The 25,263-nt window shown below is 62.9% G+C and carries 20 protein-coding genes; 11 read left to right on the forward strand and 9 right to left on the reverse strand.

Translation table 11 applies throughout. The features are described 5' to 3' along the window. Nucleotides 1–4 precede the first annotated feature (4 nt). The 3 genes from AC1VON_RS07980 to AC1VON_RS07990 all read right to left on the reverse strand — a co-directional run bounded on the left by AC1VON_RS07980 (nucleotide 5) and on the right by AC1VON_RS07990 (nucleotide 3,072). A complete protein-coding gene (locus AC1VON_RS07980) occupies nucleotides 5–1,561 on the reverse strand; it encodes a formate dehydrogenase beta subunit (protein ID WP_483121391.1) in 1,557 nt (518 codons plus the stop codon). Beyond that, the gene (locus tag AC1VON_RS07985) at nucleotides 1,558–2,037 is read right to left on the reverse strand and encodes a formate dehydrogenase subunit gamma (RefSeq protein WP_056569689.1); all 480 of its coding nucleotides are present in this window, start codon (nucleotides 2,035–2,037) and stop codon (nucleotides 1,558–1,560) included. The genes AC1VON_RS07980 and AC1VON_RS07985 overlap by 4 nt, the downstream gene beginning before the upstream one ends. Nucleotides 2,038–2,172: 135 nt before the next feature. Beyond that, complete coding sequence (locus AC1VON_RS07990) at nucleotides 2,173–3,072, reverse strand: LysR family transcriptional regulator (RefSeq protein WP_483121393.1); 900 nt, start codon at nucleotides 3,070–3,072, stop codon at nucleotides 2,173–2,175. Between the two features lie 169 nt (nucleotides 3,073–3,241). On the opposite strand from AC1VON_RS07990, the gene AC1VON_RS07995 reads away from it, so the two are divergent. From AC1VON_RS07995 to AC1VON_RS08005, 3 genes are all read left to right on the forward strand, one after another. Further along, nucleotides 3,242–3,883 carry a DUF47 domain-containing protein gene (locus tag AC1VON_RS07995; protein ID WP_140769831.1) on the forward strand — a complete coding sequence of 214 codons (642 nt, stop codon included), beginning with the start codon at nucleotides 3,242–3,244 and terminating at the stop codon, nucleotides 3,881–3,883. A 3-nt stretch (nucleotides 3,884–3,886) separates the two neighbouring features. Next, nucleotides 3,887–4,891: an inorganic phosphate transporter gene (locus tag AC1VON_RS08000; RefSeq protein WP_172347155.1), complete on the forward strand. Its 1,005-nt coding sequence runs from the start codon at nucleotides 3,887–3,889 to the stop codon at nucleotides 4,889–4,891. Between the two features lie 75 nt (nucleotides 4,892–4,966). Continuing rightward, on the forward strand, nucleotides 4,967–6,142 hold the full coding sequence (locus AC1VON_RS08005) for an Mrp/NBP35 family ATP-binding protein (protein WP_483121396.1): 1,176 nt from the start codon (nucleotides 4,967–4,969) through the stop codon (nucleotides 6,140–6,142). 16 nt (nucleotides 6,143–6,158) lie between these two features. Here the strand turns inward: AC1VON_RS08005 and AC1VON_RS08010 are convergent, their stop codons facing one another. After that, on the reverse strand, nucleotides 6,159–6,608 hold the full coding sequence (locus AC1VON_RS08010; protein WP_172347153.1) for an SRPBCC family protein: 450 nt from the start codon (nucleotides 6,606–6,608) through the stop codon (nucleotides 6,159–6,161). Between the two features lie 150 nt (nucleotides 6,609–6,758). Here AC1VON_RS08010 and AC1VON_RS08015 point away from each other — a divergent pair, with 150 nt between their 5' ends. The 4 genes from AC1VON_RS08015 to AC1VON_RS08030 all read left to right on the forward strand — a co-directional run bounded on the left by AC1VON_RS08015 (nucleotide 6,759) and on the right by AC1VON_RS08030 (nucleotide 11,574). Next, on the forward strand, nucleotides 6,759–8,564 hold the full coding sequence (locus AC1VON_RS08015) for an IlvD/Edd family dehydratase (RefSeq protein WP_483121398.1): 1,806 nt from the start codon (nucleotides 6,759–6,761) through the stop codon (nucleotides 8,562–8,564). Between the two features lie 235 nt (nucleotides 8,565–8,799). Next, the gene (locus AC1VON_RS08020; RefSeq protein ID WP_483121400.1) at nucleotides 8,800–9,618 is read left to right on the forward strand and encodes a chromate resistance protein ChrB domain-containing protein; all 819 of its coding nucleotides are present in this window, start codon (nucleotides 8,800–8,802) and stop codon (nucleotides 9,616–9,618) included. Next, nucleotides 9,615–11,006 carry a chromate efflux transporter gene (chrA, locus tag AC1VON_RS08025; protein ID WP_483121402.1) on the forward strand — a complete coding sequence of 464 codons (1,392 nt, stop codon included), beginning with the start codon at nucleotides 9,615–9,617 and terminating at the stop codon, nucleotides 11,004–11,006. The genes AC1VON_RS08020 and chrA overlap by 4 nt, the downstream gene beginning before the upstream one ends. Before the next feature lie 169 nt (nucleotides 11,007–11,175). After that, nucleotides 11,176–11,574, forward strand: coding sequence for a hypothetical protein (locus tag AC1VON_RS08030; RefSeq protein ID WP_172347150.1), 399 nt, complete (start codon nucleotides 11,176–11,178; stop codon nucleotides 11,572–11,574). Between the two features lie 9 nt (nucleotides 11,575–11,583). Here the strand turns inward: AC1VON_RS08030 and AC1VON_RS08035 are convergent, their stop codons facing one another. Both AC1VON_RS08035 and pdxR read right to left on the reverse strand, forming a co-directional pair. Next, a complete protein-coding gene (locus AC1VON_RS08035; protein ID WP_483121405.1) occupies nucleotides 11,584–13,173 on the reverse strand; it encodes a trimethylamine methyltransferase family protein in 1,590 nt (529 codons plus the stop codon). Nucleotides 13,174–13,363: 190 nt separating this feature from the next. Beyond that, on the reverse strand, nucleotides 13,364–14,857 hold the full coding sequence (pdxR, locus tag AC1VON_RS08040) for a MocR-like pyridoxine biosynthesis transcription factor PdxR (RefSeq protein WP_056569714.1): 1,494 nt from the start codon (nucleotides 14,855–14,857) through the stop codon (nucleotides 13,364–13,366). Between the two features lie 302 nt (nucleotides 14,858–15,159). On the opposite strand from pdxR, the gene pgi reads away from it, so the two are divergent. Beyond that, nucleotides 15,160–16,803 (forward strand): glucose-6-phosphate isomerase, encoded by a 1,644-nt coding sequence (gene pgi / locus AC1VON_RS08045; protein ID WP_483121407.1) that lies wholly within the window; start codon nucleotides 15,160–15,162, stop codon nucleotides 16,801–16,803. A gap of 5 nt (nucleotides 16,804–16,808) precedes the next feature. Then, complete coding sequence (locus tag AC1VON_RS08050) at nucleotides 16,809–17,531, forward strand: HAD family hydrolase (RefSeq protein WP_172347147.1); 723 nt, start codon at nucleotides 16,809–16,811, stop codon at nucleotides 17,529–17,531. Between the two features lie 252 nt (nucleotides 17,532–17,783). Here the strand turns inward: AC1VON_RS08050 and AC1VON_RS08055 are convergent, their stop codons facing one another. The 3 genes from AC1VON_RS08055 to AC1VON_RS08065 form a co-directional block, all read right to left on the reverse strand. After that, nucleotides 17,784–19,079 (reverse strand): SEL1-like repeat protein, encoded by a 1,296-nt coding sequence (locus AC1VON_RS08055; RefSeq protein WP_483121409.1) that lies wholly within the window; start codon nucleotides 19,077–19,079, stop codon nucleotides 17,784–17,786. A 287-nt stretch (nucleotides 19,080–19,366) separates the two neighbouring features. Beyond that, on the reverse strand, nucleotides 19,367–20,008 hold the full coding sequence (locus tag AC1VON_RS08060; protein WP_483126289.1) for a class I SAM-dependent methyltransferase: 642 nt from the start codon (nucleotides 20,006–20,008) through the stop codon (nucleotides 19,367–19,369). 71 nt (nucleotides 20,009–20,079) lie between these two features. Further along, a complete protein-coding gene (locus AC1VON_RS08065; protein ID WP_483121411.1) occupies nucleotides 20,080–22,104 on the reverse strand; it encodes a long-chain-fatty-acid--CoA ligase in 2,025 nt (674 codons plus the stop codon). Nucleotides 22,105–22,573: 469 nt separating this feature from the next. On the opposite strand from AC1VON_RS08065, the gene AC1VON_RS08070 reads away from it, so the two are divergent. Together AC1VON_RS08070 and AC1VON_RS08075 are read left to right on the forward strand one after the other, a co-directional pair. After that, complete coding sequence (locus tag AC1VON_RS08070) at nucleotides 22,574–24,166, forward strand: ABC transporter substrate-binding protein (RefSeq protein WP_483121413.1); 1,593 nt, start codon at nucleotides 22,574–22,576, stop codon at nucleotides 24,164–24,166. 50 nt (nucleotides 24,167–24,216) lie between these two features. After that, entirely contained in the window at nucleotides 24,217–25,224 is a 1,008-nt protein-coding gene (locus tag AC1VON_RS08075; RefSeq protein ID WP_172347143.1) for an ABC transporter permease subunit, read from the forward strand. The last annotated feature ends 39 nt before the right edge of the window (nucleotides 25,225–25,263 follow it).

Below are 25,263 nucleotides of genomic sequence, written 5' to 3' on the forward strand. Positions count from 1 at the left end.
GCTCCTATTCAGCAGCCACGCGCGCAGGCGCGGGCTTGAAATCCTCGGGGAAATGGGTGATCGAGCTCATCACCGGGTAGGGTGTGAAACCACCCAGCGCGCAGAGCGATCCGAACTTCATCGTGTTGCAGAGATCGGTGACCAGAGCGAGGTTCTTTTCCGGCTCGATGCCGGCGGCGAGCCTGTCGATGGTCTCCACCCCACGCGTCGAGCCGATGCGGCAGGGCGTGCACTTGCCGCAGCTTTCGATGGCGCAGAACTCCATGGCGAAGCGCGCCTGCTTCAGCATGTCGGCCGTATCGTCGAACACGGTGATACCGGCATGGCCGATCAGCCCGTCCTTGGCGGCAAAGGCTTCATAGTCGAAGGCGGTGTCGAACAGCGAGCGCGGGAAATAGGCGCCGAGCGGGCCGCCGACCTGCACGGCCTTCACCGGCCGGCCAGTGGCGGTGCCGCCGCCGATATCGTCGACGATCTCGCCCAGCGTCAGGCCGAAGGCCGTCTCGAACAGGCCGCCATGCTTGACGTTGCCGGCGATCTGGATCGGGATCGTGCCGCGCGAACGGCCCATGCCGAAATCCTTGTAGAAGGCCGCACCCTTGTCCATGATGATAGGGACGGAAGCCAGCGAGATGACATTGTTGATCACCGTCGGCTTGCCGAACAGGCCCTGGATCGCCGGCAGCGGCGGCTTGGCGCGCACAACGCCGCGCTTGCCTTCGAGGCTGTTGAGCAGCGAGGTTTCCTCGCCGCAGACATAGGCGCCGGCGCCGACGCGGATTTCCATGTCGAAGGCGTTGGGCGAACCCAGCACATTGACGCCGAGCACGCCGGCCTTGCGGGCGATCTCGACGGCCTTGTTCATCGTCGCCACCGCGTGCGGATATTCCGAGCGGATATAGACGAAACCCTTGGTCGCGCCGGTCGCGACACCGGCGATCGTCATGCCTTCGATCAGCACGAAGGGATCGCCCTCCATGATCATGCGGTCGGCGAAAGTGGCGCTGTCGCCTTCATCGGCGTTGCAGACGATGTATTTTTGGTCACCCGCCGTATCCAGCACCGTCTTCCATTTGATGCCGGTCGGGAAACCCGCGCCGCCACGGCCGCGCAGGCCCGACTCGGTAACCTGCTTGACGACATCGGCGGGCACCATGGCCACCGCGTTCTGCAGGCCTTTCAGCCCGCCGAGCGACTTGTAGGCGTCGAGCGACAGCGGGTCGTTGATGCCGCAGCGCGCAAAGGTCAGCCTGGTCTGTTTGGCCAGGAAGGGAATCTTGTCCGGCGCGCCCAGCCAGCGCTTGTGATGGCCGCCGGTGAGGAAGCCGCTATCGAACAGGCTCTTGACGTCCGAGGGCTTGACCGGCCCGTAGGCGACACGGCCGTTGGCGGTCGCCACCTCGACCATGGGCTCGAGGAAATAGGCGCCGCGCGACCCGTTGCGCACGATCTTGGCCTCGATGCCACGCTCGGCCAGTTCAGCGCGAATGGCCTTGGCGACCTTTTCCGCGCCGAGCGCCAGCGCGCCCGAATCGCCGGGAATATAGATGCGGGGGATCATGAGCGCACCTCGGCAACGATCTCGTCTATCTTGTCGTCATCGAGCCGCCCGATCACCTCGCCGTCCAGCATCGCCGACGGCGAACAGGCGCAAAGCCCGAGACAATAGACCGGCTCGAGCGTGACCGATCCATCGCGGGTGGTCTCGTGGAAATCGATGCCGAGCAGCTGCTTGACCCTGGCGGCCACCGCATCCGAACCCATCGACTGGCAGGCTTCCGCCTGGCACAGCTTGAGCACGTGGCGGCCGGCCGGCCGCGCACGGAAGTCATGATAGAAGGTCACGACGCCATGCACCTCGGCCCTGGACAGGTTCAGTTCATCGGCGATGACGGGCACGGCGTCCTGCGGCACATGCCCGAACTCTTCCTGGATGCCGTGGAGGATCGGCAGCAGCGGGCCTTCGAGGCCTTTCAGCTCGTGGATGATCGCGGCCGTGCGCGATACGATCTCGGTACTTGCAGGCTGCATCGTCATGCAGCGCCCTCCCTGGTCGGTAGCGTTCTAGCGCTAAGTCGTTACAAAAACAGAGGAAACCCGCGAAATCAATAAAGCTGATCCGTCGCTTGATAGAAAATTTCTATCAAGCACGTCCAGCCGCCTTTCTCTAGCCTAGCGGTGGGCGCGGAAATCGTCTGCCAGCGCCATTGCCTCGTCCAGCAGCGCCTGCACCAAAGGCGTGTGCGGCTCGCGCGGCGTGGCCACCAGGCCGACCGTGTGGCTGGCATCCGGCTCGACGATCGGAATGGCCCGGATCGGCTCGGAAAAGCCGAATGTTTCCGCGAGGTTGAGCGGCATGATCGACGACCATTTGCCGGTCCGTATGTGCGAGAACAGCACGATCATCGAGTTGGATTCGAGCGTCGGCCGCACCTGAACCCCGGCCTCGGCCAGATGCTGGTCGATGATGCGGCGGTTCTGCATGTCCGGCGTCAGCAGGCAGAGCGGCAACCGGCTGATCTCGGCCCATGTCACTTTGTCGCGGTCGGAGTAGGGGTTTCCGACCGCCGTGATCAGCTGATAGCGCTCGTCATAGAGCGGCACGCTGGTCACCCGCCCGAGCGGCTCATTGTCGAGATAGGTGATGCCGGCGTCGATGTCGAAATTGCCGAGCAACGACAGCACCTCGATCGAAGTGCGCGACAGCACCGAGAAGGTGACGCCCGGGTGCTTTTCGCGAAACGGCGTCGTCAGCCGCGCCACCATGGCCAGCGCGGTCGGAATGGCGGCAATGCGGATGCGGCCGGAAAGGCCGTGGCGCGCGGCCCGCATCTCCTCGCGCATGGCCCTCGAATCGCCGACGATGCGGCGCGCCCAGACCAGCACCTGCTTGCCCTCCGGCGTCAGCCCCTGGAAACGCGACCCGCGATTGACCAGCATGACACCGAGCTGCCCCTCCAGCTGTTTGATGCCGGCCGACAAGGTCGGCTGGGTGACGCCACATGCTTCCGCCGCCCGGCCGAAATGTTCTTCCTTGGCCAGCGCGATGAAGAATTCGAGTTTGTCGATCATGCCATCCTTCCGGTCGTCACGCACAGGCTCGGGGAAATTGTCCTTTGCCGCAAGCAATATGCGCAATCGTTCCGCATCCACATCTTTCAGCCGGCTTACTGTTTCCCGCGGCATCGCGCGGCGCTATGTCAATAAAACGGTCGTGGACCGGGCGCGATGGGAGACTGACATGCTGGGCTGGTTCCGCAAGCTGCTGCCACGCGAAGATCGTTTCTTCGACCTGTTCGAGCGGCATTCCCGCACGGTGGTCGGCGGCGCGGAGGCGCTGCAGCAGCTTCTCCAGGGCAAGGACATCGATCGCTGGTGCCAGAAGATCGTCGATCTCGAGGACGAGGCCGATCACGTCACCGCCGAAGTCCTGCTGGCCGTGCGACGCTCCTTCATCACCCCTTTCGATCGCGGCGACATCAAGGATCTGATCCAGTCGATGGATGATGCCATCGACATGATGCACAAGACCGTCAAGACGGTAAGACTGTTCGAGAAGCGGGAGTTCGATCCGCTGATGCAGGAAATGGGCGCCGTCATCGTCGACGCCGCGCGGCTGGTCGCGGAGGCGATCCCGCTGCTCGCCAAGGTCGGCGCCAACAGCGCACGCCTCAACGCCCTCGCCGAGGAAGTCATGCGCGCCGAGGGCCGGGCCGACGATTTGCATGAGCAGGGCCTGAAGGATCTGTTCAGGCGCCACGGCCGCGGTGACGCGATGGCCTACCTGATCGGCTCGGAAATCTATGGTCAGCTGGAGAAGGTGGTCGATCGCTTCGAGGACGTCGCCAACGAGATCAGCGGCATCGTCATCGAGAACGTCTAGGCGATGGACGCCGCGATCGCCTTCCCCCTGCTGGCCGGCCTTGTCGCCGTCGCGCTGTTCTTTGATTTTCTCAACGGCCTGCACGATGCGGCCAACTCCATCGCCACCATCGTCTCCACACGCGTGCTCAGGCCGCAATATGCAGTGCTGTGGGCAGCCTTCTTCAATTTCATCGCCTTCATGTTCTTCGGCCTGCATGTCGCCGAAACCGTGGGGAAAGGCATCGTCGACGTCAGCATCGTCACGCCGGCGGTGATCTTCTCGGCTCTCGTCGGCGCCATTGTCTGGAACATCGTCACCTGGATTGCCGGCATCCCTTCGAGCAGCTCGCACGCGCTGATCGGAGGACTGGTCGGCGCCGGCGTCGCCAAGGCGGGCATCGGTGCCATTGTCTGGTCGGGACTTGGCAAGACGGTCGCCGCGATCGTGCTCTCGCCGGCGACCGGTTTTATCCTGGCGCTTGTCCTGATCCTGGTGGTTTCGTGGCTGTTCCTGCGCCAGACGCCGTTCGCCGTTGACAGCACTTTTCGCGTCCTGCAGTTCTTTTCCGCCTCGCTCTATTCGCTCGGCCATGGCGGCAACGATGCGCAGAAGACCATGGGCATCATCGCCGTGCTGCTCTATTCGCAAGGCATGCTCGGCGAGAAATTCTACGTGCCGCTCTGGGTTGTCCTCACCTGTCAGTCGGCGCTGGCGCTCGGCACGCTGTTCGGCGGCTGGCGGATCGTCCACACGATGGGTTCGAAGATCACCCGGCTCAATCCGATGCAGGGCTTCTGCGCCGAAACCGGCGGCGCCATCACGCTGTTCGCCGCCACCTGGCTCGGCGTTCCCGTATCGACCACGCACACGATCACCGGTGCCATCATCGGCGTCGGCGCTGCCCGCCGCGTCTCGGCGGTGCGCTGGGGCATCGCCGGGAACATCGTCATCGCCTGGATCATCACCTTGCCGGCGACGGCGGCGATTTCGGCTCTTACCTATCTCGCCGTCGACCTGGCGGGTTGACCGCGGGCATCGTGGCGCTTGGAGTCGGCTTCAATCTGCACTATCTGAGCGGCAGCCCAACGCCAGGATAAAATCATGTCCGTTACCAAGGAAATCGTCACCGAGCGTCTGAAGACGGTCAATGGGCCGGATTTCACCGGCAACATTGTCGACCTCGGCATGGTTTCCGAGATTTTCATCGCCGATTCGAAAGTGTTCTTCTCGATCACTGTTCCAGCCGCCAGGGCGCAGGAGATGGAGCCGCTGCGCGCCGCCGCCGAACGTGTCGTCAAGGCAATTCCAGGTGTTGCCGGCGCCGTTGTCGCGTTGACGGCGGAAAAGAAGGGCGGCGGCATGGAGGCACCGGTTCCGGCTCGTCCCGCGTCCAGGCCGGCCCCGCCGGCTCCGCCCGCCGCACCGCGTTCCGCTCCGCATGCCCCCGCTTCGCACAGCCAGGGCAAGCGCGGCGTGCCCGGCATCGAGGCGATCATCGCGGTTGCCTCGGGCAAGGGCGGCGTCGGCAAGTCGACCACCGCCGTCAACCTGGCGCTTGGCCTTGCCGCCAATGGCTTGCGGGTCGGCGTGCTCGATGCGGACATCTACGGCCCGTCCATGCCCAAGCTGCTCGACATCCATGGCCGCCCGCAGACGGTTGACGGCAAGATCCTGAAGCCGATGGAGAATTACGGCCTCAAGGTGATGTCGATGGGCTTCCTCGTCGATGAGGAAACGCCGATGATCTGGCGCGGGCCGATGGTGATGTCGGCACTGACACAGATGTTGCGCGAGGTCGAATGGGGCAGGCTCGACGTGCTCGTCGTCGACATGCCGCCCGGCACCGGCGATGCGCAATTGACCATGGCGCAACAGGTGCCGCTGGCCGGCGCCGTCATCGTCTCGACGCCACAGGACCTGGCCCTCATCGATGCCCGCAAGGGGCTGAACATGTTCAAGAAGGTCGACGTGCCGCTGCTCGGCATCGTCGAGAACATGAGCTATTTCATCGCCCCTGACACCGGCAAGCGCTACGACATTTTCGGCCATGGCGGCGCGCGCCGCGAAGCCGAACGCCTCGGCGTCACCTTCCTCGGCGAAGTGCCGCTGGAAATGGGCATCCGCGAAAGCTCGGATGCCGGTGCGCCGGTGGTCGTCTCGAAGCCCGACGGCGCAGCCGCGAAAACCTACCGCGACATCGCCACCAAGGTCTGGGACAGGGTCAATGAAGAACGCGGCGCGGCCGAAGCGGCGGTGCCGAGCATCGTCTTCGAGTGACCTCCCGGGAAGAGGGTCAGCCGCCGACCTTCTCGCCAAATGTCGAAAAGAACTGCCCGGCCAGTTTTTTCGACGTCGACTCGATCAGCCGGCTGCCGAGCTGGGCGATCTTGCCGCCGACTTCGGCCTTGGCGGCATATTTGAGCACCGTGGCATTCGGCCCATCCGCCGTCAGCGTCACGTCGGCGCCGCCCTTGGCGAAACCGGCGATGCCGCCCTTGCCTTCGCCCTGGATCGTGTAGGAATGCGGCGGCTTGAGGTTCTTCAGCGTCACCTCGCCATTGAAGGTCGCCTTGATCGGTCCGATCTTCAGCACGACCGTCGCCGCCATCTCGGTGTCCGACGTCTTCTCCAGGCTCTGGCAACCGGGAATGCTCTCCTTAAGCACCGCCGGATCGTTCAGAGCTTCCCATACCTTCTGGACGGGCGCCGCGATGCGTTCCTCGCCTTCGATCACCAAAGCCATCAAGACCTCCCGTGCAACTGATGTCGATTGGTCCTAGCGCGCGGCCCGATACATGTCTATCGCACCAAAGTCCGGATTCAGATCGCGCGTGCCCCTTGCCTGCATCCGCGCGTTGTCATATCGATTTGTCATACAAATACGGAGACCATGATGGCTGGCGCCCCCACAGGAAAGAAGAAATTTCGCTCGCAGGAGTGGTTCGACAACCCCGACAATCCGGGAATGACGGCGCTCTATCTGGAGCGTTACCTGAATTACGGGCTGACCCGCGCCGAACTGATGTCGGGCAAGCCGCTGATCGGCATTGCCCAGACCGGCTCTGATCTGTCGCCTTGCAACCGGCACCATATCGAGCTCGCCAAGCGCGTGCGCGAAGGTATCGTCTCGATGGGCGGCATCCCCTTCGAGTTCCCCTGCCATCCGATCCAGGAGACCGGCAAGCGCCCGACCGCGGCCCTTGATCGCAACCTTGCCTATCTCAGCCTGGTCGAGGTGCTCTACGGCTATCCGCTCGATGGCGTTGTGCTCACCATCGGCTGCGACAAGACCACGCCGGCGCTGCTTATGGCGGCGGCCACCGTCAATATCCCGGCCATCGCGCTGTCGGTCGGCCCGATGCTCAACGGCTGGCACAAGGGCAAGCGCACCGGATCCGGCACCATCGTCTGGGAATCGCGCCAGCGCCTGTCGGCCGGCGAGATCAATTATGACGAGTTCATGGACATCGTTGCCTCCTCGGCGCCCTCCACCGGCTATTGCAACACCATGGGCACCGCCACCACGATGAATTCGCTGGCCGAGGCGCTCGGCATGCAACTGCCGGGCTCGGCCGCCATCCCGGCGCCATACCGTGAGCGCGGCCAGATCGCCTACGAGACGGGAAAGCGCATCGTCGACATGGTGCATGAGGATTTGAAGCCGTCCGACATCATGACGCGCAAGGCCTTCGAGAACGCCATCGTCGTCAATTCGGCGATCGGCGGCTCCACCAACGCACCGATCCATCTCAATGCCATCGCCCGCCATCTCGGCGTGCCGCTCGACAATGACGACTGGCAGAAGATCGGCCTCAAGGTGCCACTCATCGTCAATCTGCAGCCGTCCGGCGAATATCTGGGCGAGGACTATCATCATGCCGGCGGCGTGCCAGCCGTGGTTGCCGAACTGATGAAGGCCGGGCTGCTGCCCTATCCTGAGGCCGTGACCGTCAACGGCAAATCCATCGGCGATAATTGCAAGGGTGTCGCAAACGAAAACGCCGACGTCATCCACAGTGTCGACAAACCGCTCAAGACCAATGCCGGCTTCATCAACTTCAAGGGCAATCTGTTCGATTCCGCGATCATGAAGATGAGCGGCATCTCGCCGGAATTCCGCGAGCGCTATCTGTCCAATCCGAACGATCCGGAAGCCTTCGAGGGCAACGCCATGGTCTTCGACGGTCCGGAGGACTACCACGCCCGCATCGACGATCCGGCGCAAGGCATCGATGAGCACACCATCCTGTTCATGCGCGGCGCCGGCCCGGTCGGCTATCCCGGCGGCGCCGAGGTCGTCAACATGCAGCCGCCGGCTTACCTCATCAAGAAGGGTATCCACTCGCTGGCCTGCATCGGTGACGGCCGCCAGTCGGGCACGTCGGGCTCGCCATCGATCCTCAACGCCTCGCCGGAAGCCGCGATCGGCGGCGGACTGGCGCTGCTCAAGACCGGCGACCGTGTGCGCATCGACTTGCGCAAAGCCACCGCCAACATGCTGATCAGCGATGAAGAGCTTGCCAGGCGGCGCGCCGAGCTGGAGAGCAATGGCGGCTACCACTACCCCAAGCACCAGACGCCGTGGCAGGAGATCCAGCGCGGCATGGTCGACCAGTTCTCGGAAGGGATGGTGCTGAAGCCGGCCGTGAAATACCTGGACGTCGCCCATACCAGCGGCGTTCCCAGGGACAATCATTGATTGCTCCGGGGACACCCACTGACATTGGATCGACGGCTGGCGGCTTGATCAATCAGGCCGCCGGCCGTGCTTTCGTTTGGGCATTGTGCGTCCTGGCCGCCGTTCGAGACCGGTCACGATCCTTGACAAGCGCGCCCAACAAATCCACGATCATAACAAGGGGTGTATCGCGACGACCCCGTGAGGCGTCAGCCCAACGTTCGCGTCCAGGCTTCTCTATCAGGAGGTGGACGCCATGCCGTCAACAACCGCTATCACCGTATCGCAACTATCCCGTCTGGTCGGCCTGCCGGGTGCGTCTGCAATCATCGATGTCCGCATTGATGAGGATTTCGACGCCGATCCGCGCCTGCTGCCGGCCTCGGTCCGTCGCGATTTCAAAACCGTTTTGACCTGGGCGCCCGACTTCGCCGGCAAGCCCGTGGTGGTGGTCTGCCAGAAAGGCCGCAAACTCTCGCAAGGTGTAGCCGCGTGGCTGCGCCAGGAGGGGATTCCCGCCGAAACTCTCGAAGGCGGTTTCGAAGCCTGGGGCGATGCGGACGGGCTTCTGGTCCGCACCGACAAATTGCCGCCGCGCGACGAAAAGGGCCGCACGGTGTGGGTGACGCGCGCGCGCCCCAAGGTCGACCGCATCGCCTGCCCCTGGCTGATCCGGCGTTTCATCGATCCTCGCGCGGTCTTCCTGTTCGTCGAGGCGGCCGAAGTGCCTGCTGTGGCCGACCGCTTTCAGGCCGAGCCGTTCGACATCGACAACGTGTTCTGGAGCCATCGTGGCGAACGCTGCACCTTCGATACGATGATCGAGGAATTCGGGCTGGAATCCGCCGCACTCGATCGCCTTGCCGTGATGGTGCGCGCTGCCGATACCGCAAACCTCGATCTGGTGCCCCAGGCCGCCGGCTTTCTGGCTGCCTCGCTTGGCTTGTCGCGGATGTTTCGCGACGATCTGGAGCAACTGGAAGCAGGCATGCTGCTCTACGATGCGTTCTTCCGCTGGTGCCGCGACGCCACCGAGGAAACCCACAATTGGCCCAGCGCGGGTAAACCGTCATGAGCGCCGTTGCGCCTGCACACAAGTCGGGGAACGTCGAGGCGCCGGCCGTGCCGACCTTTGCCGAAGCCGTGAAGCTCTGGGCGAAGATCGGACTGCTCAGCTTCGGCGGACCGGCCGGGCAGATCGCCCTGATGCACAGGGAACTGGTCGAGGAGCGGCGCTGGATCGGCGAACAGCGTTTCCTGCATGCTCTGAACTACTGCATGCTCTTGCCTGGCCCGGAAGCCCAGCAACTCGCCATCTATATCGGCTGGCTGCTGCACAGGACGATCGGCGGCCTTGTCGCCGGCATCCTGTTCGTCGTGCCCGGCGCGCTCGTCATGCTGATCTTGAGCAGCCTCTATGTGATCTATGGCGACATGCCGCTCGTCGAGGCGCTTTTCCTCGGGGTGAAGGCGGCCGTGCTTGCCATCGTCATCGAGGCGGTGATCCGCATCGGACAGCGCGCCCTGAAAAACCGGGCCATGGTGTCGATCGCGGTCGCAGCTTTCATCGCCATATACGCTTTGAATGTGCCGTTCCCGCTGATTATCCTGCTCGCGGGTCTGACAGGATGGCTGGGAGACCGCCTCTCCCCTGGTCTCTTCTCCGGTTCGGCGCACGGCAAGGATGACGGTCCCGACGTCAAGGGCGCCGTCGACTTGATGTTCGAACGCGGCGAACTGACCCATGTCAAACCGACCAGGTGGCATGCGCCACGTACTGTCGCGATCTGGCTGCCGATCTGGCTCGGACCGGTTCTGCTCATCTGGTGGTTCACCGGTTCCGCCAGCGTGTGGACCGAGATCGGCCGGTTCTTCAGCCTGATGGCGGTCGTCACCTTCGGTGGCGCCTATGCGGTGCTGGCCTATGTCGCGCAGGCGGCCGTCCAGTCCTTTGGCTGGCTCGCGCCCGGTGAAATGGTCGATGGGCTTGGGCTTGCCGAAACCACGCCTGGGCCACTCATCCTGGTGCTGCAGTTTGTCGGCTTCATCGCCGCGTTCCGTCACGCCGGGTCGCTGAACCCATTGCTTGGCGGATCGCTCGGAGCGCTGCTGACCCTGTGGGTGACCTTTACGCCGTGCTTCTTCTGGATATTTCTTGGCGCGCCATATATCGAGGCGCTGCGCGGCAACAGGGCCTTGTCGGCGGCGCTCGGCGCGATCACCGCCGCTGTTGTCGGCGTCATCATGAATCTTGCCTTGTGGTTTGCCTTGCACGTCGTTTTCCGTGAGGTGCACGCGACGGGCCTCGGCATGAATGTGCCGATACTTTCGTCGATCGACTGGCGTGCGGCGCTGCTTTCCTGTGCCGCGATGATCGCCGTCCTGAAGCTGAAGATCGGCATGCTGCCGACACTCGCCGGATCGGCCCTTGCCGGTGTCTTGCTGCTGGCGGCGAGCGGCTAATGCATCTCGCCCAAAAGGTGATCTCGGTTTTGGGGAGAACGACATGCATGAAAACAAAGACCTGAGGCGTGTCACATGAACCCGTTTCAACGCGACGCGCTTAGATATTCGCCTGCCTTTGTATTCCGCTCGCCGACCACTTAAGTGGTTGGAAACGGATTGGAACATCATGGCGCAGCGACGCTCTTCCCTTGGCTTCCTCGGCATGTTCGGACGATCGGGCGATCTGAGGCAGCTTGATACGGCATTGCGCGACGCCGATCTTCATCCCGCCCTTGTGCCGGAGGGCGTGAAACTCACCCTCGTCAATCTGATGAAGGATCGCTGGTCCGACGAGCCGCCGCCACAGGCCTACCCGGACGTGGCGCGGCTGTTCAGCTATTGCATTGCCGGACCCGAGGCGTTCGAACGCTCCCACGGCCTGCGGCAGCGGCAGGACGTGGAGCGCCGTATCGAGCACGCGGTCGAGGCCGGCGACAGTTTCGACGCCCAGATCGTGTTGATGACGCTGCATGCCAAGCTGATCAACGCCGAAGTGGTCGAACGCTACGGCCTGGGCGCCGACTGACTCTTTGACTCAGCCGCCCATATTGGCGCGCGGCAGCTTGATCATGTCGCCGAAGCGCGCGCGCAGCCTGTCGTCCAGCAGCTTCGGCACATGGCGCGGGAAACGTTCGGCAAGGACGCGCTTCTTCTCGATGATCGCGCGCTGCAATATGTCGGGCCGGCCCTTTTCGTTCCATTCCTTCGGCGAAAACCGGTCGCCGACGGCCGGATAGAAATACTCGGTCTGCATCAGCCGCAGCGTCTGCTCGTTGCCGAGATAGTGGCCCGGTCCCTTCAGGCAGACTTCGGCGATGGTGTCGATCGACAGCGCTTCATCGGTCACCTCGATGCCGCGGACGCAGCGCAGGCAATGTCCGAGCATGTCATTGTCGATGATCAGGCTTTCCAGGCAGAAGCCGAGCAGCGAGGCATGCATGCCGGCCGATTCATAGACCAGGTTGAGCCCGGCAAGACCGGCCATCACGTCGGTGATGCCTTTTTCATAGCCGGACTGGATGTCGGGCAGTTTCGAATCCGTCATGCCGGCGGCAGAGCCGCCGGGCAAATCGTAGAACTGCGCCATCTGCGCGCAGGCAGCTGTCAACACCGCCTGCTCGGCCGAGCCGCCCGACATGGCGCCGGTCCTCAGATCCGACACGAACGGCCAGGTGCCGAAGATCGCCGGATGTCCCGGCTTGATGGCGTTGACATAGACCAGGCCGGCCAGCACTTCGGCCACCGCCTGCACCACCGCGCCGGCAATCGCCGCCGGAGCGGTCGCGCCGGCCTGGCCGGCCGACAGCAGCAGGATCGGGATGCCGCCCTCGACACAGGCCTCGAGCACGCCGCAGGCGTCCTCGGCGAACTTCATCGGCGGCACGACGAAGCAGTTGGAGTTCGAAACGAAAGGCCGGGCGCGGAAATTCTCCTCGCCGCCGGCAATGGCATAGAGCATCTCCAGCGCCGGCTGCACGTTCTCGCGCACCGTGAACGAGGTGCCGACATGCTTGGACGTGCCCATCACGCAGGCATAGAGCGTGTTGAAGTCCATTTCGAGCGGATCGGGAATGTCGCGAGGCACCATCGGCCGCTGGAAGAAATGGATGTTGTCGAGCCCGTCGACGATGCGGGCCGCGTCATAGATGTCCTGCAGCAGCGACTCGCGATATTCGCGCTTCTCGACATCGACCAGATGCACGGCGGCACCCGCCGTGCCGTAGTGCACGCGCTTGCCCTGGATCACCATGTCGTGTTTCGGGTCCTGGCCGTGCAAGGTGAAGTTGCGCGCTGCCTTCTTGATGGTGTCGAGCACCAGCGCGCGCGGGAAACGGATGCGGCCATCATCGCCATGGGTGGCGCCGACCTTGGTCAGTGCCTCGATGCAGGAAGGGATCGCATTGGCGAAGCCGACCGTCTCCAGCAGCGTCAGCACCGCCTCGTGGATGCGTTCCTGGTCGTTCCCGCGCAACGGCCCGTAGCTGCCGCCCTCGAGGCCGGCGCGCACCGGCCTGATGTCGTCTGCCAGCGGCGCTGCCCGCATGGCTCGGCGCGCTTCGCGTCCACCGGAGCGGCGCGAGCGCTGATCCGCCGCCGCTTCCTGCTTTTCAAGAACCACTGACATGGAGACACTCCCAGCTTTCTCGGAAGCAGGGCGGCGGTTGGTCCACCATCGGCTGCTTCTTCCCCTTTGTGCCACGACTATGCCGCCGGCTTTGGCACAGCCTATGGGCCAGCCGGTTCGGTTGCATGTGCCAGAGCTAAAGGAACCGGAACCGCCCTTGGGGCTCCGGTCAAAGGATCGGGTGGGTGGATCAGGCAGCGGCCGGTCTGCGCCCGGCCGCTGTGGCGAGTTCGCGGATGCCGGGCTCGATGTGCTGCAGCGCGATCGAGGAAATGCCCAACCGCATGAAACGCGAAGGCTTTTCAGTGCGGTCGAAGAAGCGGTCTCCCGGCTCGATGATGACGCTGCGCGAGGCGGCGGCCTCGGCCAAACCACGGGAATCGGTGCCCCGCGGCCCTTCGAGCCAGAGCGACGTGCCGCCGGCCGAATCGGTCGAACGCCATTCCGGCAGGAAAGCGGAAATCGCATGGACCAGACGCTTGCGCCGCTCGTCAAAGGCGCTCGACAGACGCCGCACCAGGGCCTCGTGATGGCCGAGCGACAGGAACAGCGCCACGGCGCGTTGATTGTTGGCCGGCGGATGGCGCAGCATGAAACGGCGCAGTGCCCTGAGTTCCGCGATTAGTCCAGCCGACGCGACGATGTAGCCAAGCCGCAGGCCCGGAGCCAGCGTCTTCGACATCGAGCCGACATAGACGACGCGGCCGGAGCGATCGAGGCTCTTCAACGCCTGCTGCGGCGCCTCGTCGAGAAGCTGGCTGTCATAGCCGTCCTCGATGATGATCTGGTTGTGACGGTTGGCACGTGCGAGCAGATCCTGCCGCCGCTCGGCCGACAACGGCACCATGGTCGGGCAATGATGGCTGGGCGTGACGAACACGAAGCCGGAATCATTGGGGATGGAAGAGGTTACGATGCCGGACTGGTCGACAGGCACGGGCTGGATCTCGGCGCCCGCAAGGCGGAAGATCGAGCGCGCGTCGGGGTAGCCAGGATCCTCCATCGCCACCTTCGAGCCCTTGGTCATCAACAGCGAAGCCAGCATGTACAGCGCGTTCTGGGCGCCAAGCGTGACGATGATCTCGTCGGGATTGGCGAAGATGCCGCGCCGGGGCAGGAGCCGCGCCTGGATCTGTTCGATCAAGAGCGGATCGTCGCGATCGACCATGTCGGACGCCCAGTTGCGGATCTCGAGCACGGCCAGCGCCATGCGGTTGCACTCGCGCCACTCGGCGGTGGGGAACAGCGCCGGGTCGAACTGGCCATAGACGAAGGGGTAGGACGACTTGATCCAGTTCTCGTGCTTGGCCGGCGGCGGCATGTCGCTGGCGGCGATCTGCCGGCGCGCCTTCCAGTCGATCTCATTGGCCTGGTCGGGCGCCTTCTGGTGCGGCTTGGCCGGTGTCGCCAGCACGTCTGGATTGACGAAATGGCCGCGCCGCTCGCGCGCCACCAGGAACCCCTGGTCGACGAGCTGCTGGAACGCGAGAACCACGGTTCCGCGTGCCACGCCGAGTTTTTCGGCCAGGATTCGGCAGGAGGGAAGCGGCATCGAAGCGGCGATCTGCCGGTCGAGAATGGCGGCCACGATGGCCTGGCGGATCTGCGCCTGCAGGGTCTGGCCGGATTCAGCCGAAATCCGGAACAGGCCGGACCATATCGCCGTGTCGTTTCTCTGTGGCATGGAAGATGTTCCTCGATGGCCAGCTTTTTTCGCTTGGCTGGACCAGTCGAATGTAACGGTGGCACAAGGGGTTGCGCCAATCAATTTTTCTGATCTTTGGGATTTATGCCAGTGATCCTTCCGGCCGAAATCGGGCGCTGCAACCTCCCTGAGCGACACATTGTGTCATCGCATCGTGATGCGATGCGGCATCGCCGCGTATTGACCGCACGGAGTTCGGCTCAATAGTTGTGCCGCGACGACACGCGCCGGAAACATCCGGTCTGATATGGTGCATCCAAAACGCCAGGAGCTACCCGCCAGTGGATAAGTCAGCCTTCCAGAAGCAGCTTGCCGCCTTGCGCGATCATCGCGCCGGTGCGCCGGCCGACATGCGTCAAGCCTTCGCCGCCGATCCACAGCGATTCCAGACATTCTCCGCCACCGACGGCGACCTTTTGCTCGACTGGTCGAAATGCGCCGTCGACGCCACCACCATGGATTTGTTGGAGAAGCTGGCCGCCGCCGCCGATCTCGAGGGCCGCCGCGCCGCCATGTTTGCCGGCAAGAAGATCAACATCACCGAAGACCGCGCCGTGCTGCACACGGCGCTGCGCAACCTCAGCGGCAAGGGCGTCACGGTCGACGGCCAGGACGTCAAGGCGGATGTCATTTCCGTGCTCGACGCGATGGGGGCCTTTGCCGACGCGATCCGCTCCGGCAAGGCGCTAGGTGCCACCGGCAAGAAGATCACCGATATCGTCAACATCGGCATTGGCGGCTCCGACCTCGGCCCGGCCATGGCGACGCTGGCGCTCGCCCCCTATCATGACGGACCGCGCGCGCACTATGTCTCCAACATCGACGGCGCCCATATCCACGACACGCTGAAGGGCCTGTCCGCCGAGACCACACTGTTCATCATCGCCTCCAAGACCTTCACCACGGTCGAGACGATGACCAACGCGCAGACGGCGCGCGACTGGGTGCAGAAGGCGCTCGGCAAGGAAGCGGTCGGCAAGCATTTCGCCGCCGTCTCGACGGCGCTCGACCTGGTGGCCAGGTTCGGCATCGAGCAGGATCGTGTCTTCGGCTTCTGGGACTGGGTCGGCGGCCGCTATTCGGTCTGGGGCGCGATCGGCCTGCCTGTCATGATCGCCGTCGGCCCAAGAAATTTCCGCGCCTTCCTCGACGGCGCGCATGAGATGGACGAGCACTTCCGCACCACCCCGCTCGCCGGGAACCTGCCGGCGCTTCTAGGGCTGGTCGGCTGGTGGCATCGCGTGATCTGCGGCTATCCGGCGCGCGCGGTCATCCCCTATGACCAGCGCCTGTCCAGGCTGCCGGCCTATCTACAGCAGCTCGATATGGAATCGAACGGCAAGGGTGTCACCCTCGACGGCACGCCCGTGACGACGCCGACCGGGCCGCTGGTCTGGGGCGAGCCCGGCACCAATGGCCAGCACGCCTTCTTTCAGCTCCTGCACCAGGGGACCGACTTCATCCCGGTCGAATTCCTTGCCGCGGCCGTCGGCCACGAGCCGGAGCTCAAGCACCAGCATGACCTGCTGCTCTCCAACTGCCTGGCGCAGTCGGAAGCTCTGATGAAGGGTCGCACGCTGGACGAGGCGCGCGCGCAGATGCTGGCCAAGGGCATGAAGCCGGCGGATGTCGACAGGATAGCGCCGCATCGTGTCTTCTCCGGCAACCGGCCGTCGGTGACCATCCTCTATCGCAAGCTCGACCCGCGCACCTTCGGCCGGCTGATCGCGCTCTACGAACACCGCGTCTTCGTCGAAGGTACGCTGTTCAACATCAATTCCTTCGACCAGTGGGGTGTCGAGCTCGGCAAGGAACTGGCGACCGGCCTGCTGCCTGTCGTGGAAGGCAAGGAAAGCGCCGCAAACCGCGACGCCTCTACAAGGGGCCTTGTGGAACGCATCCACCAATTGCGTGGTTCGGAGTGATCGACTTGGCAGACATCAAGGGGATATTGTTCGACAAGGACGGGACACTTGTCGACTTCAACGCGACCTGGCTCGGCGTTGCCGACTTCATGGCCATGGACGCATCCGATGGCGACCGCTGGAAGGCCGACAGGCTGCTCGCGGCCGCCGGCTTCGATTTCGCCAACCGGCGCTTCAAGCCGGACTCCATCTTTGCTTCCGGCACCAATCTCGACGTCGTCGAACTGTGGTTTCCGCGCCTGTCGAACGAAGATCAGATGCTGGCCGTCGCCCGCTTCAACGAGATCACCTCGGTGCAGGGCTCGACGATGGCGGTGGCCTTGCCAGGCGTCGTCGACACCTTGGCGGCGCTGCATAAAAAATCCTACCGGCTTGGCGTCGCCACCAATGATTCGACCAGCGGCGCGGAAAAGACCTTGGTCACGCTCGGCGTCGCGCAGCTTTTCGACGCGGCCTATGGCTACGACGCGGTGGCCAATCCCAAACCCGCGCCCGACACCATCCAGGCCTTCTGCGACCTCACCGGGCTGAAGCCGTCGGAGATCGCCATGGTTGGCGACAACCGCCACGACCTCGAAATGGCGCGTGCCGGCGGTTGTGGCCTGGCGGTCGGCGTACTTTCCGGCACCGGTACGCGCGAATCGCTGGCCGAGATCGCCGACATCATCCTGGATTCGGTTGCCGACCTGCCGGATTTCCTTTCAACGCCGGTCAAGGAGACGGTTTGATCGGGAGGGGGTGGAAAGGCGCTTTGCCATTGATGGCTGAGATGGGGCCGAGAGCCGAATGTCTGCTCTCGGGATGGCCGGAGTAGGAAGCGGACAAGGTGGTTCCGTTCAGTCGGCCCAGCCGACCGCCTCCCGCGATTAAGCGGTCCATCTACCGCAGCATCCGCTTCCAATCCGACGCCAAATCTACCCCTATAGCTTGCTCTACGGTCACGGCCTTCTGGGAACAGAGAGAAATTTAGATAAAATTCGTCAAGAAAGGCGCTTAAGTGCATCTTTTGCTCTCATATTACCGGATTTGGCGGCTTTCTCATAGTACATAATAGCGGTTGATCGATCTTTTGTTACACCGATACCAAATTCAAAGATTGCACCAAGCGCAATCTGGGCGTCCTGTTCGTCATTATTTGCACTCTCTTCAAGCAGAGTTATCGCTTTTTCAATGTTCTTTTCGACACCCAGACCATTCATGTATATAGCAGCCAGATCATATTGCGCTCGAGGATTTTTTTGATCTGCTGATTTTTCGAGCCAGTGACGAGCGAGGGCATAATCTTGCCCCACGCCTTTTCCGGTTAAGTAGGCCGTTCCGAGATTATACTCACCTTTAGCATTCCCACGTTCAGCCGCAGTCGAAAACAATTCCACAGCACGTTGATAATCTTGCGGCACTCCTTTGCCGGCCGCATAGAGGGTGCCGAGATTGGCACTGGCTGCGGACAGTCCTTGCGCCGAGGCCTTTGCGTACCAAATGGCGGCCTGTGCGGCATCGCGTGCGACGCCTCTACCGGTGTCATAAAGTCCGCCCAGATTATTTTCCCCGATAGGGCTGCCTAGCGCGGCGGCAGCCCGATACCAGTGCATGGCAGCGGTGAAATCCTGTGGAACACCCCGGGCATATTCATATAAATAGCCAATTGCCACTAGCGCCGTGGGATCGTTCTGGGCTGCCGCCTTCTGATACCACATCATCGCTTGAGCATAATCGCGCTCAACGCCTTCGCCGCTTTCATAGGCTGCGCCGAGTTGAAATTGAGCAAGCGCAAACCCTTGGTCCGCCGCCTGGCGGAGGAGTTCGGCGGCCCTGACCGGGTCCTTTGGTACCTCTTGGCCGATCTGGTACATTGTGGCTAGGCTCAATTCCGATTGAGCAAATCCCTGAGCCGCCGCCTTGGTATACCAGCCAAACGCGAGAGCACTGTTCTGAGCCACGCCGATGCCTCTATCGTAGAGGTATCCTAGATTGTGCTCTGCTTGGGCGTCGCCCTTGTCGGCGGCCTGCCCGAAGTAATCCCTTGCGCGCTGCGGGTCTGGCTTCACACCGCAACCCAATACGTACATGAACCCGAGATTGTTGAGCGCTGCCGTGTTGCCTGAGGCGGCGGCAGTTTCCCATTGCTGCCGCTCTGAGTCGCCGAGCGCTCCACATGTCAATTGTTCGGTGATAACCAGTTCGCCCGCGAGAGAATGCGACGAAGGCATGAAAATTGATATTCCGGCAGAAGCCACAGTCAGTACTGTTATCTTATAATTGGCCTGTTTGATCATTGTTACGATCTAGGTAATATTATGAGTTCTAAAGTCGCGGTAACATTGGCGTTACCGTCGCCATCTGGTATCTACCGGTCGAGGGCTAGCAGGCTGGCTGGGCCGAGCCCGGAAGTCAACTAAGAGCCCGTCCAAGGAGATACTTACAACCAATGTAACGCACAAATATCTGTGAACGGATCGGATTAAAGCTATCAAACATATTTTAGACGGAACCCGCGTCGGGATTCCAAGCGAATTCTGGCACCGACATCACTTTGAGCCTCGCGGCTGCAATGCCCGTTCCCCTACCACCGTTCCGCCTCGAACGAAAACACTCCGCTCTGCTTGCTTGCAGTACCCTTTGCATCGCCGAAATCCGGCACCTGATATTCGGCGAGCAGTCGCAGCCGCGACAGCGGCAAATCGTTGCGGCGGGGATCGCCGACCAGCACATCGATGCCTGCTGCCAGACAGCGATCGAGGAAGGGGGTGATCCGTCGGGCAACGTCGCGGCTATAGAACACGTCGCCTGCGAGCACGAGGTCGACCGCCGGTGGCAGGCCCTTGGTAATATCACCTTCGGCAATGGTGATCTCGACGCCGTTCGCCTCGGCATTGAGGCCGAGCGCGGCGATGCCGTTGCGGTCGATCTCGGCGGCAACCACCTCGCACGCGCCGGCCTTCGCGGCGGCGATGCCGACTAGGCCGGACCCTGCGCCCAGGTCGAGCACGCGGCGGCCCGCCACGCGCATCGGATGGTCGAGGATATAGCGCGCCAGAACGGCGCCGCCGGCCCATGCATAGGCCCAGTAGGGCGGCTGCGGTTCCGGCGTGTCCACATCCGCGTAGGCGCCGTCTTCGGGCTCGACCAGCCGTCTCAATCCACTGCCCGGGTGGGCGGTGTAGAGCCGGATTTCGGGAAGTGCGGGCACCGGGACAAGGCGCATGTTGGCCTTGATGAATTCCGCCGCATCGAGGCGAGGGCGCCGGTCTGGTGCATCATTGTCGGCAAGGATCACTAGCCGCGCAGCGCCCGCCGCAGGATCTTGCCGACCGGCGTCTTCGGCAATTCGGTCCTGAACTCGATGTATTTGGGCCGCTTGTAGCCGGTAAGGTTCTCGCGGCAAAAAGCGGTGATGGCTTCCACGGTCAGGGCTGGATCCTTCTTGACGATGAACAGCTTCGGCACTTCACCCGAATGCTCGTCCGGCACGCCGATCGCCGCGACTTCAAGCACGCCCGGATGCATGGCCACGACCTCCTCGAGTTCGGTCGGATAGACGTTGAAGCCGGAGACCAGGATCATGTCCTTCTTGCGGTCGACGATCTTGGTGTAGCCACGCTCGTCCATGAAGCCCATGTCGCCCGACTTGAAGAAGCCGTCCTTGGTCATCACCTTGGCGGTCTCGTCGGGCCGGTTCCAGTAGCCGGCCATCACCTGTGGACCCCGGATGCAGATCTCGCCGACCTCGCCCAGCGGCAAATTGTTGCCGTCATCGTCGCGGATGGCGATTTCGGTCGAGGGCAGCGGCAGGCCGATGGTGCCCGTGAAGTCACCCGATGTGAACTTGTTGGCGGTCGCCACCGGCGAGGTTTCCGACAGGCCGTAGCCTTCCGAGACCGGGCAGCCGGTCAGCGCCTTCCAGCGCTCGGCAACGCCCTTCTGCACCGCCATGCCGCCGCCCAGCGTCAGGATCAGCGGCTTGAAGTCGAGCTTGCGGAAATCCTCATTGTTGAGCAGCGCATTGAACAGCGTGTTGAGGCCGGGAAAGATGTGGACCGGATATTTCCCGAGTTCCTTGACGAAGCCTGGAATGTCGCGCGGGTTGGGAATGAGGATGTTCTGGGCGCCTTGCTGCATGCCCATCAGCGCGTTCACCGTCAGCGCGAAGATATGATAGAGCGGCAATGCGCAGACGAAGTTGAGATGCGCGGGCTTCGGCTTGATCGTGTAGGCGTCTTCGACCCAGAGCGAGTTCTGCGCGACGTTGGCCAGCACATTGCTGTGCAACAGGGTCGCGCCTTTCGATATCCCCGTGGTGCCGCCGGTATATTGCAGGAAGGCCACATCATTGGCAGCCACCGTGGCCGGCTTGAAATTCATGCCGCTGCCGGCCTTCAGCGCCGCGTTGAACTTGACATGACCGGGCAATGACCAGGCCGGCACCATTTTCCTGACGCGGCGCACGACCAGATTGACGATCGTGCCCTTCAGCCCGCCGAGCATGTCGCCCATGGAAGCGACCACGACATGCTTGACCGAGGTCCTGGAGACCACCGCCTGCAGCGTGCTTGCGAAGTTTTCGAGGATGACGATGGCCTGCGCCCCGGAATCCTTGAGCTGGTGTTCAAGTTCGCGCGGCGTGTAGAGCGGATTGACGTTCACCACCGTATAGCCGGCGCGGGCCACCGCCATCATCGCCACCGGATACTGCAGTACGTTCGGCATCATCAGCGCGACGCGCGCGCCCTTCTGCAGTCCCGTCGATTGCAGATGGGCGCCGAATGCCGCCGAGAGCCGCTCGAGTTCCGCATAGGTGATCGACTTGCCCATGCAGGTGAAGGCCGGCTGGCCGGAAAACTGCTTGCACGCGGCGACAAGGAAGTCGCCGATGGAGCTGTGGGGAAGGGGGCCGATCTCGGCCGGCATGTTCTTCGGATAGCTTTTCAGCCATGGTTTTTCTGGCAGGCCGGCGACGAGCTCGGTGAGTGCCTTCGGCAGTCGCCGGCCTGGTGCGGGCGGCGGTGACGGTGCCGCCGCCTTCGCTGGCGATGCGGCCTTCGTTGCGCCGGTCTTGTTCGCCCCTGCCTTGACGGGAGAAGGCTTCGTTGGCGAGGTCTTTGCCGGGGCGGCTTTCACGGCCGGCTTGGCGGCGCCCTTGGCCGTGGTCGCCGCCTTTGCCGCTGGTGCTGTCTTGGCGGGCTTTGCGCCTGCCTTGGCGGCCGCGGCTTTGGCAGCAGCCTTGCTCGGGCCGTCGGCTGTGGCTGGTTTCGAAACCGCCTTGGCCGACACTTTCACTGGCGCCTTCGATGCTTTTGCCACCCGTTCCTCCCTAGCAATTCTTCTTCGCCCGTCTCTTGGTCGCCTGTGCCGCGCCCGCCTCCAGATGACAGAGACGTCCTCCGCTGCCGCCAGCCTGACCATCTATGTATTGCCTCTATCGGCGGCGGTGCAAGTCTTGCCCTTGCGGCAAGGCGCCGAAAGATTTACCGCCGAAAATCTTCCCCGCCGGCGACGCTTGGAACGGTATCTCTCCGCTTCCATGGCCGGCTGAAGACGCGACGCGGCGGCGACGTCGCCATATGCCGGATCAATAAAAAAATGCGGTCGTTAATAATATCGTGAATGGAAAAAACTGCTAATTTCTTCTGCCATTTAGCAAAATTACGGATTCTTTTCCTGCTTCCCGCGGGGTAAGCAAACGGGGTGTTCCAAAGCCGGAAAAACGGTGCTTATATGCGCGCTTCGCGAGCCTGATAGAGGGGCTTGGAAGAACATCAGGGAGTGCTCAATGAAGAAGAAATTGACTTTTGCAGCCGCGTTGCTGGCTGCAAGCGTCCTGGGAGGCGTGGCCAACGCGAAAACCCTGGTCTATTGCGCGGAAGCATCGCCGGAGGGCTTTGATCCCGCGCCGTACACCGCGGGCCAGACGTTCGACGCGTCCTCGCGTACCGTTTTCAACCGCCTCGTCGAGTTCGATCACGGCAAGACCACGACCTCGCCTGGACTGGCTGAAAGCTGGACGATCTCCGACGACGGCAAGGAATATACGTTCAAGCTGCGCAAGGGCGTCAAGTTCGCCGCCACCGACTATTTCACCCCGACGCGCGATTTCAACGCCGACGACGTGGTGTTCTCGTTCCAGCGTCAGGTCGACAAGAACGGCCCGTGGTTCCAGTACATTCCCGGCATTGCCTACCAGTATTACAATGACCAGTTCGGCGACAACATCACCAAGGTCGAGAAGGTCGACGACCTGACGGTGAAGTTCACCCTCAAGGAGCCGGCGATCACCTTCATTCCGACGCTGGGCATGGACTTCGCCTCGATCGTGTCGAAGGAATATGCCGACAAGTTGCAGGCCGACAAGACGCCTGAACTGTTCAACCAGAAGCCGGTCGGCACCGGCCCGTTCATCTTCGTCGACTACCAGACCGACGCCGCCATCCGCTACAAGGCCAACCCGGACTATTGGGGCGGCAAGCAGAAGATCGACGACCTGGTCTTCGCCATCACCACCGATCCGGCGGTGCGCGCGCAGAAGCTCAAGGCCGGCGAGTGCAATATCATGTCGTACCCGGCCCCGGCCGACATTGCCGGCCTGCAGGCGGATCCGAACCTGAAGGTCGACGAGCAGGAGGGCCTCAACGTCGGCGCGCTGATGTACAACACCCAGCAGAAGCCGTTCGACGACGTGCGCGTCCGCAAGGCGCTCAACATGGCCATCAACAAGAAGGCCATCATCGACGCGGTCTTCCAGGGGGCCGGCCAGGTGGCGATCAACCCGATCCCGCCGACCATGTGGTCCTACAACAAGGACGTGAAGGACGATCCGTACGATCCGGATGCGGCCAAGAAGCTGCTTGAGGAAGCCGGCGTCAAGGATCTCAAGATGAACGTCTGGGCGATGCCCGTTTCGCGCCCGTACATGCCGAACGCCCGCCGCACCGCCGAACTGATCCAGGCGGATTTCGCCAAGGTCGGCGTCACGGTCAACATCGTCAGCTACGATTGGGGTGAATACCTCAAGCGCGCTTCGGCGGTCGATCACGACGGCGCAGTCATCGTCGGCTGGACCGGCGATAATGGCGATCCGGACAACTTCCTCGGCGTGCTCCTGAGTTGCGCTTCCGTCGGTTCGAACAACCGCGCGGAATGGTGCAACAAGGACTTCGATGCGCTCATCAACAAGGCCAAGACGGTTTCCGACCAGGCCGAGCGCACCAAGCTCTACGAACAGGCACAGGTCATCTTCAAGGAACAGGCACCGTGGGCAACGCTCGCCCATTCCAAGGTGTTCATGCCGATGCAGAAGACCGTCACCGGCTTTGCGATGGATCCGCTCGGGATTCACCGCTTTGACGGCGTCGATATCGCCGAATAAGGTTCGCGAAACGGGGCGGCGCCACAAGCTGCCGCCCCACCTCGCCCGCCATGCTGCGTTATATCCTAGGCAAGCTCGCCCTCATCATCCCGACCTTCATCGGGATAACCATCCTCGCTTTTGGCTTCGTGCGTATCCTGCCCGGTGATCCGGTGCTGGTGCTTGCGGGCGAACGTGGCCTGTCGCCCGAACGTCACACGGCGCTGATGCACCAGTTCGGTTTCGACCTGCCGATCTGGCAACAATATCTGACCTACCTGACCAACATCCTCAGCGGTGATTTCGGTACCTCGTTTTCCACCAAGACGCCGGTGCTCAAGGATTTCCTGGTGCGGTTCCCGGCAACGGTCGAACTCGCCATCTTCGCCATGATCTTCGCCGTCGTCTTCGGTGTCGCCTTCGGCATCTTCGCCGCGATCCGCCGCGGCTCCTGGTTCGACCAGCTCACCATGGGCACCGCGCTGGCGGGCTATTCCATGCCGATCTTCTGGTGGGGTCTGCTGCTGATCATCGTCTTTTCCGGCACGCTGCATTGGACGCCGGTCTCCGGCCGCATCGACCTTCTCTACTTCTTCAAGCCGGTGACCGGCTTCATGACCATCGATTCCTTGATTTCCGGGCAGAAGGGCGCATTCCGTTCGGCGGTGTCGCACCTCATCCTGCCGACCATCGTGCTCGGCACCATACCGCTGGCGGTCATTGCCAGGCAGACGCGTTCGGCCATGCTCGAAGTGCTGGGTGAGGACTATGTGCGCACCGCGCGTGCCAAGGGCCTGACCCCTTTCCGCGTCGTCGGCCTGCATGCCTTCCGCAACGCGCTGATTCCGGTCGTCACCACCATCGGCCTGCAGGTCGGCACGCTGCTCACCGGCGCAATCCTGACCGAGAGCATCTTCTCCTGGCCCGGCATCGGCAAATGGATGATCGACGCCATTTCCAAGCGCGACTATTTCACCGTCCAGGGCGGGTTGCTTTTGATCGCGCTGATCGTCATGTCGGTGAACCTCATCGTCGACGTGCTCTACGCCGTCATCAACCCGCGCATACGGGCCAATTGACATGACCAACGAAGGCCCAGCCACCGTCGAAGCCGCCAC

It is taken from the genome of Mesorhizobium sp. HAY1-8B (assembly GCF_056868045.1).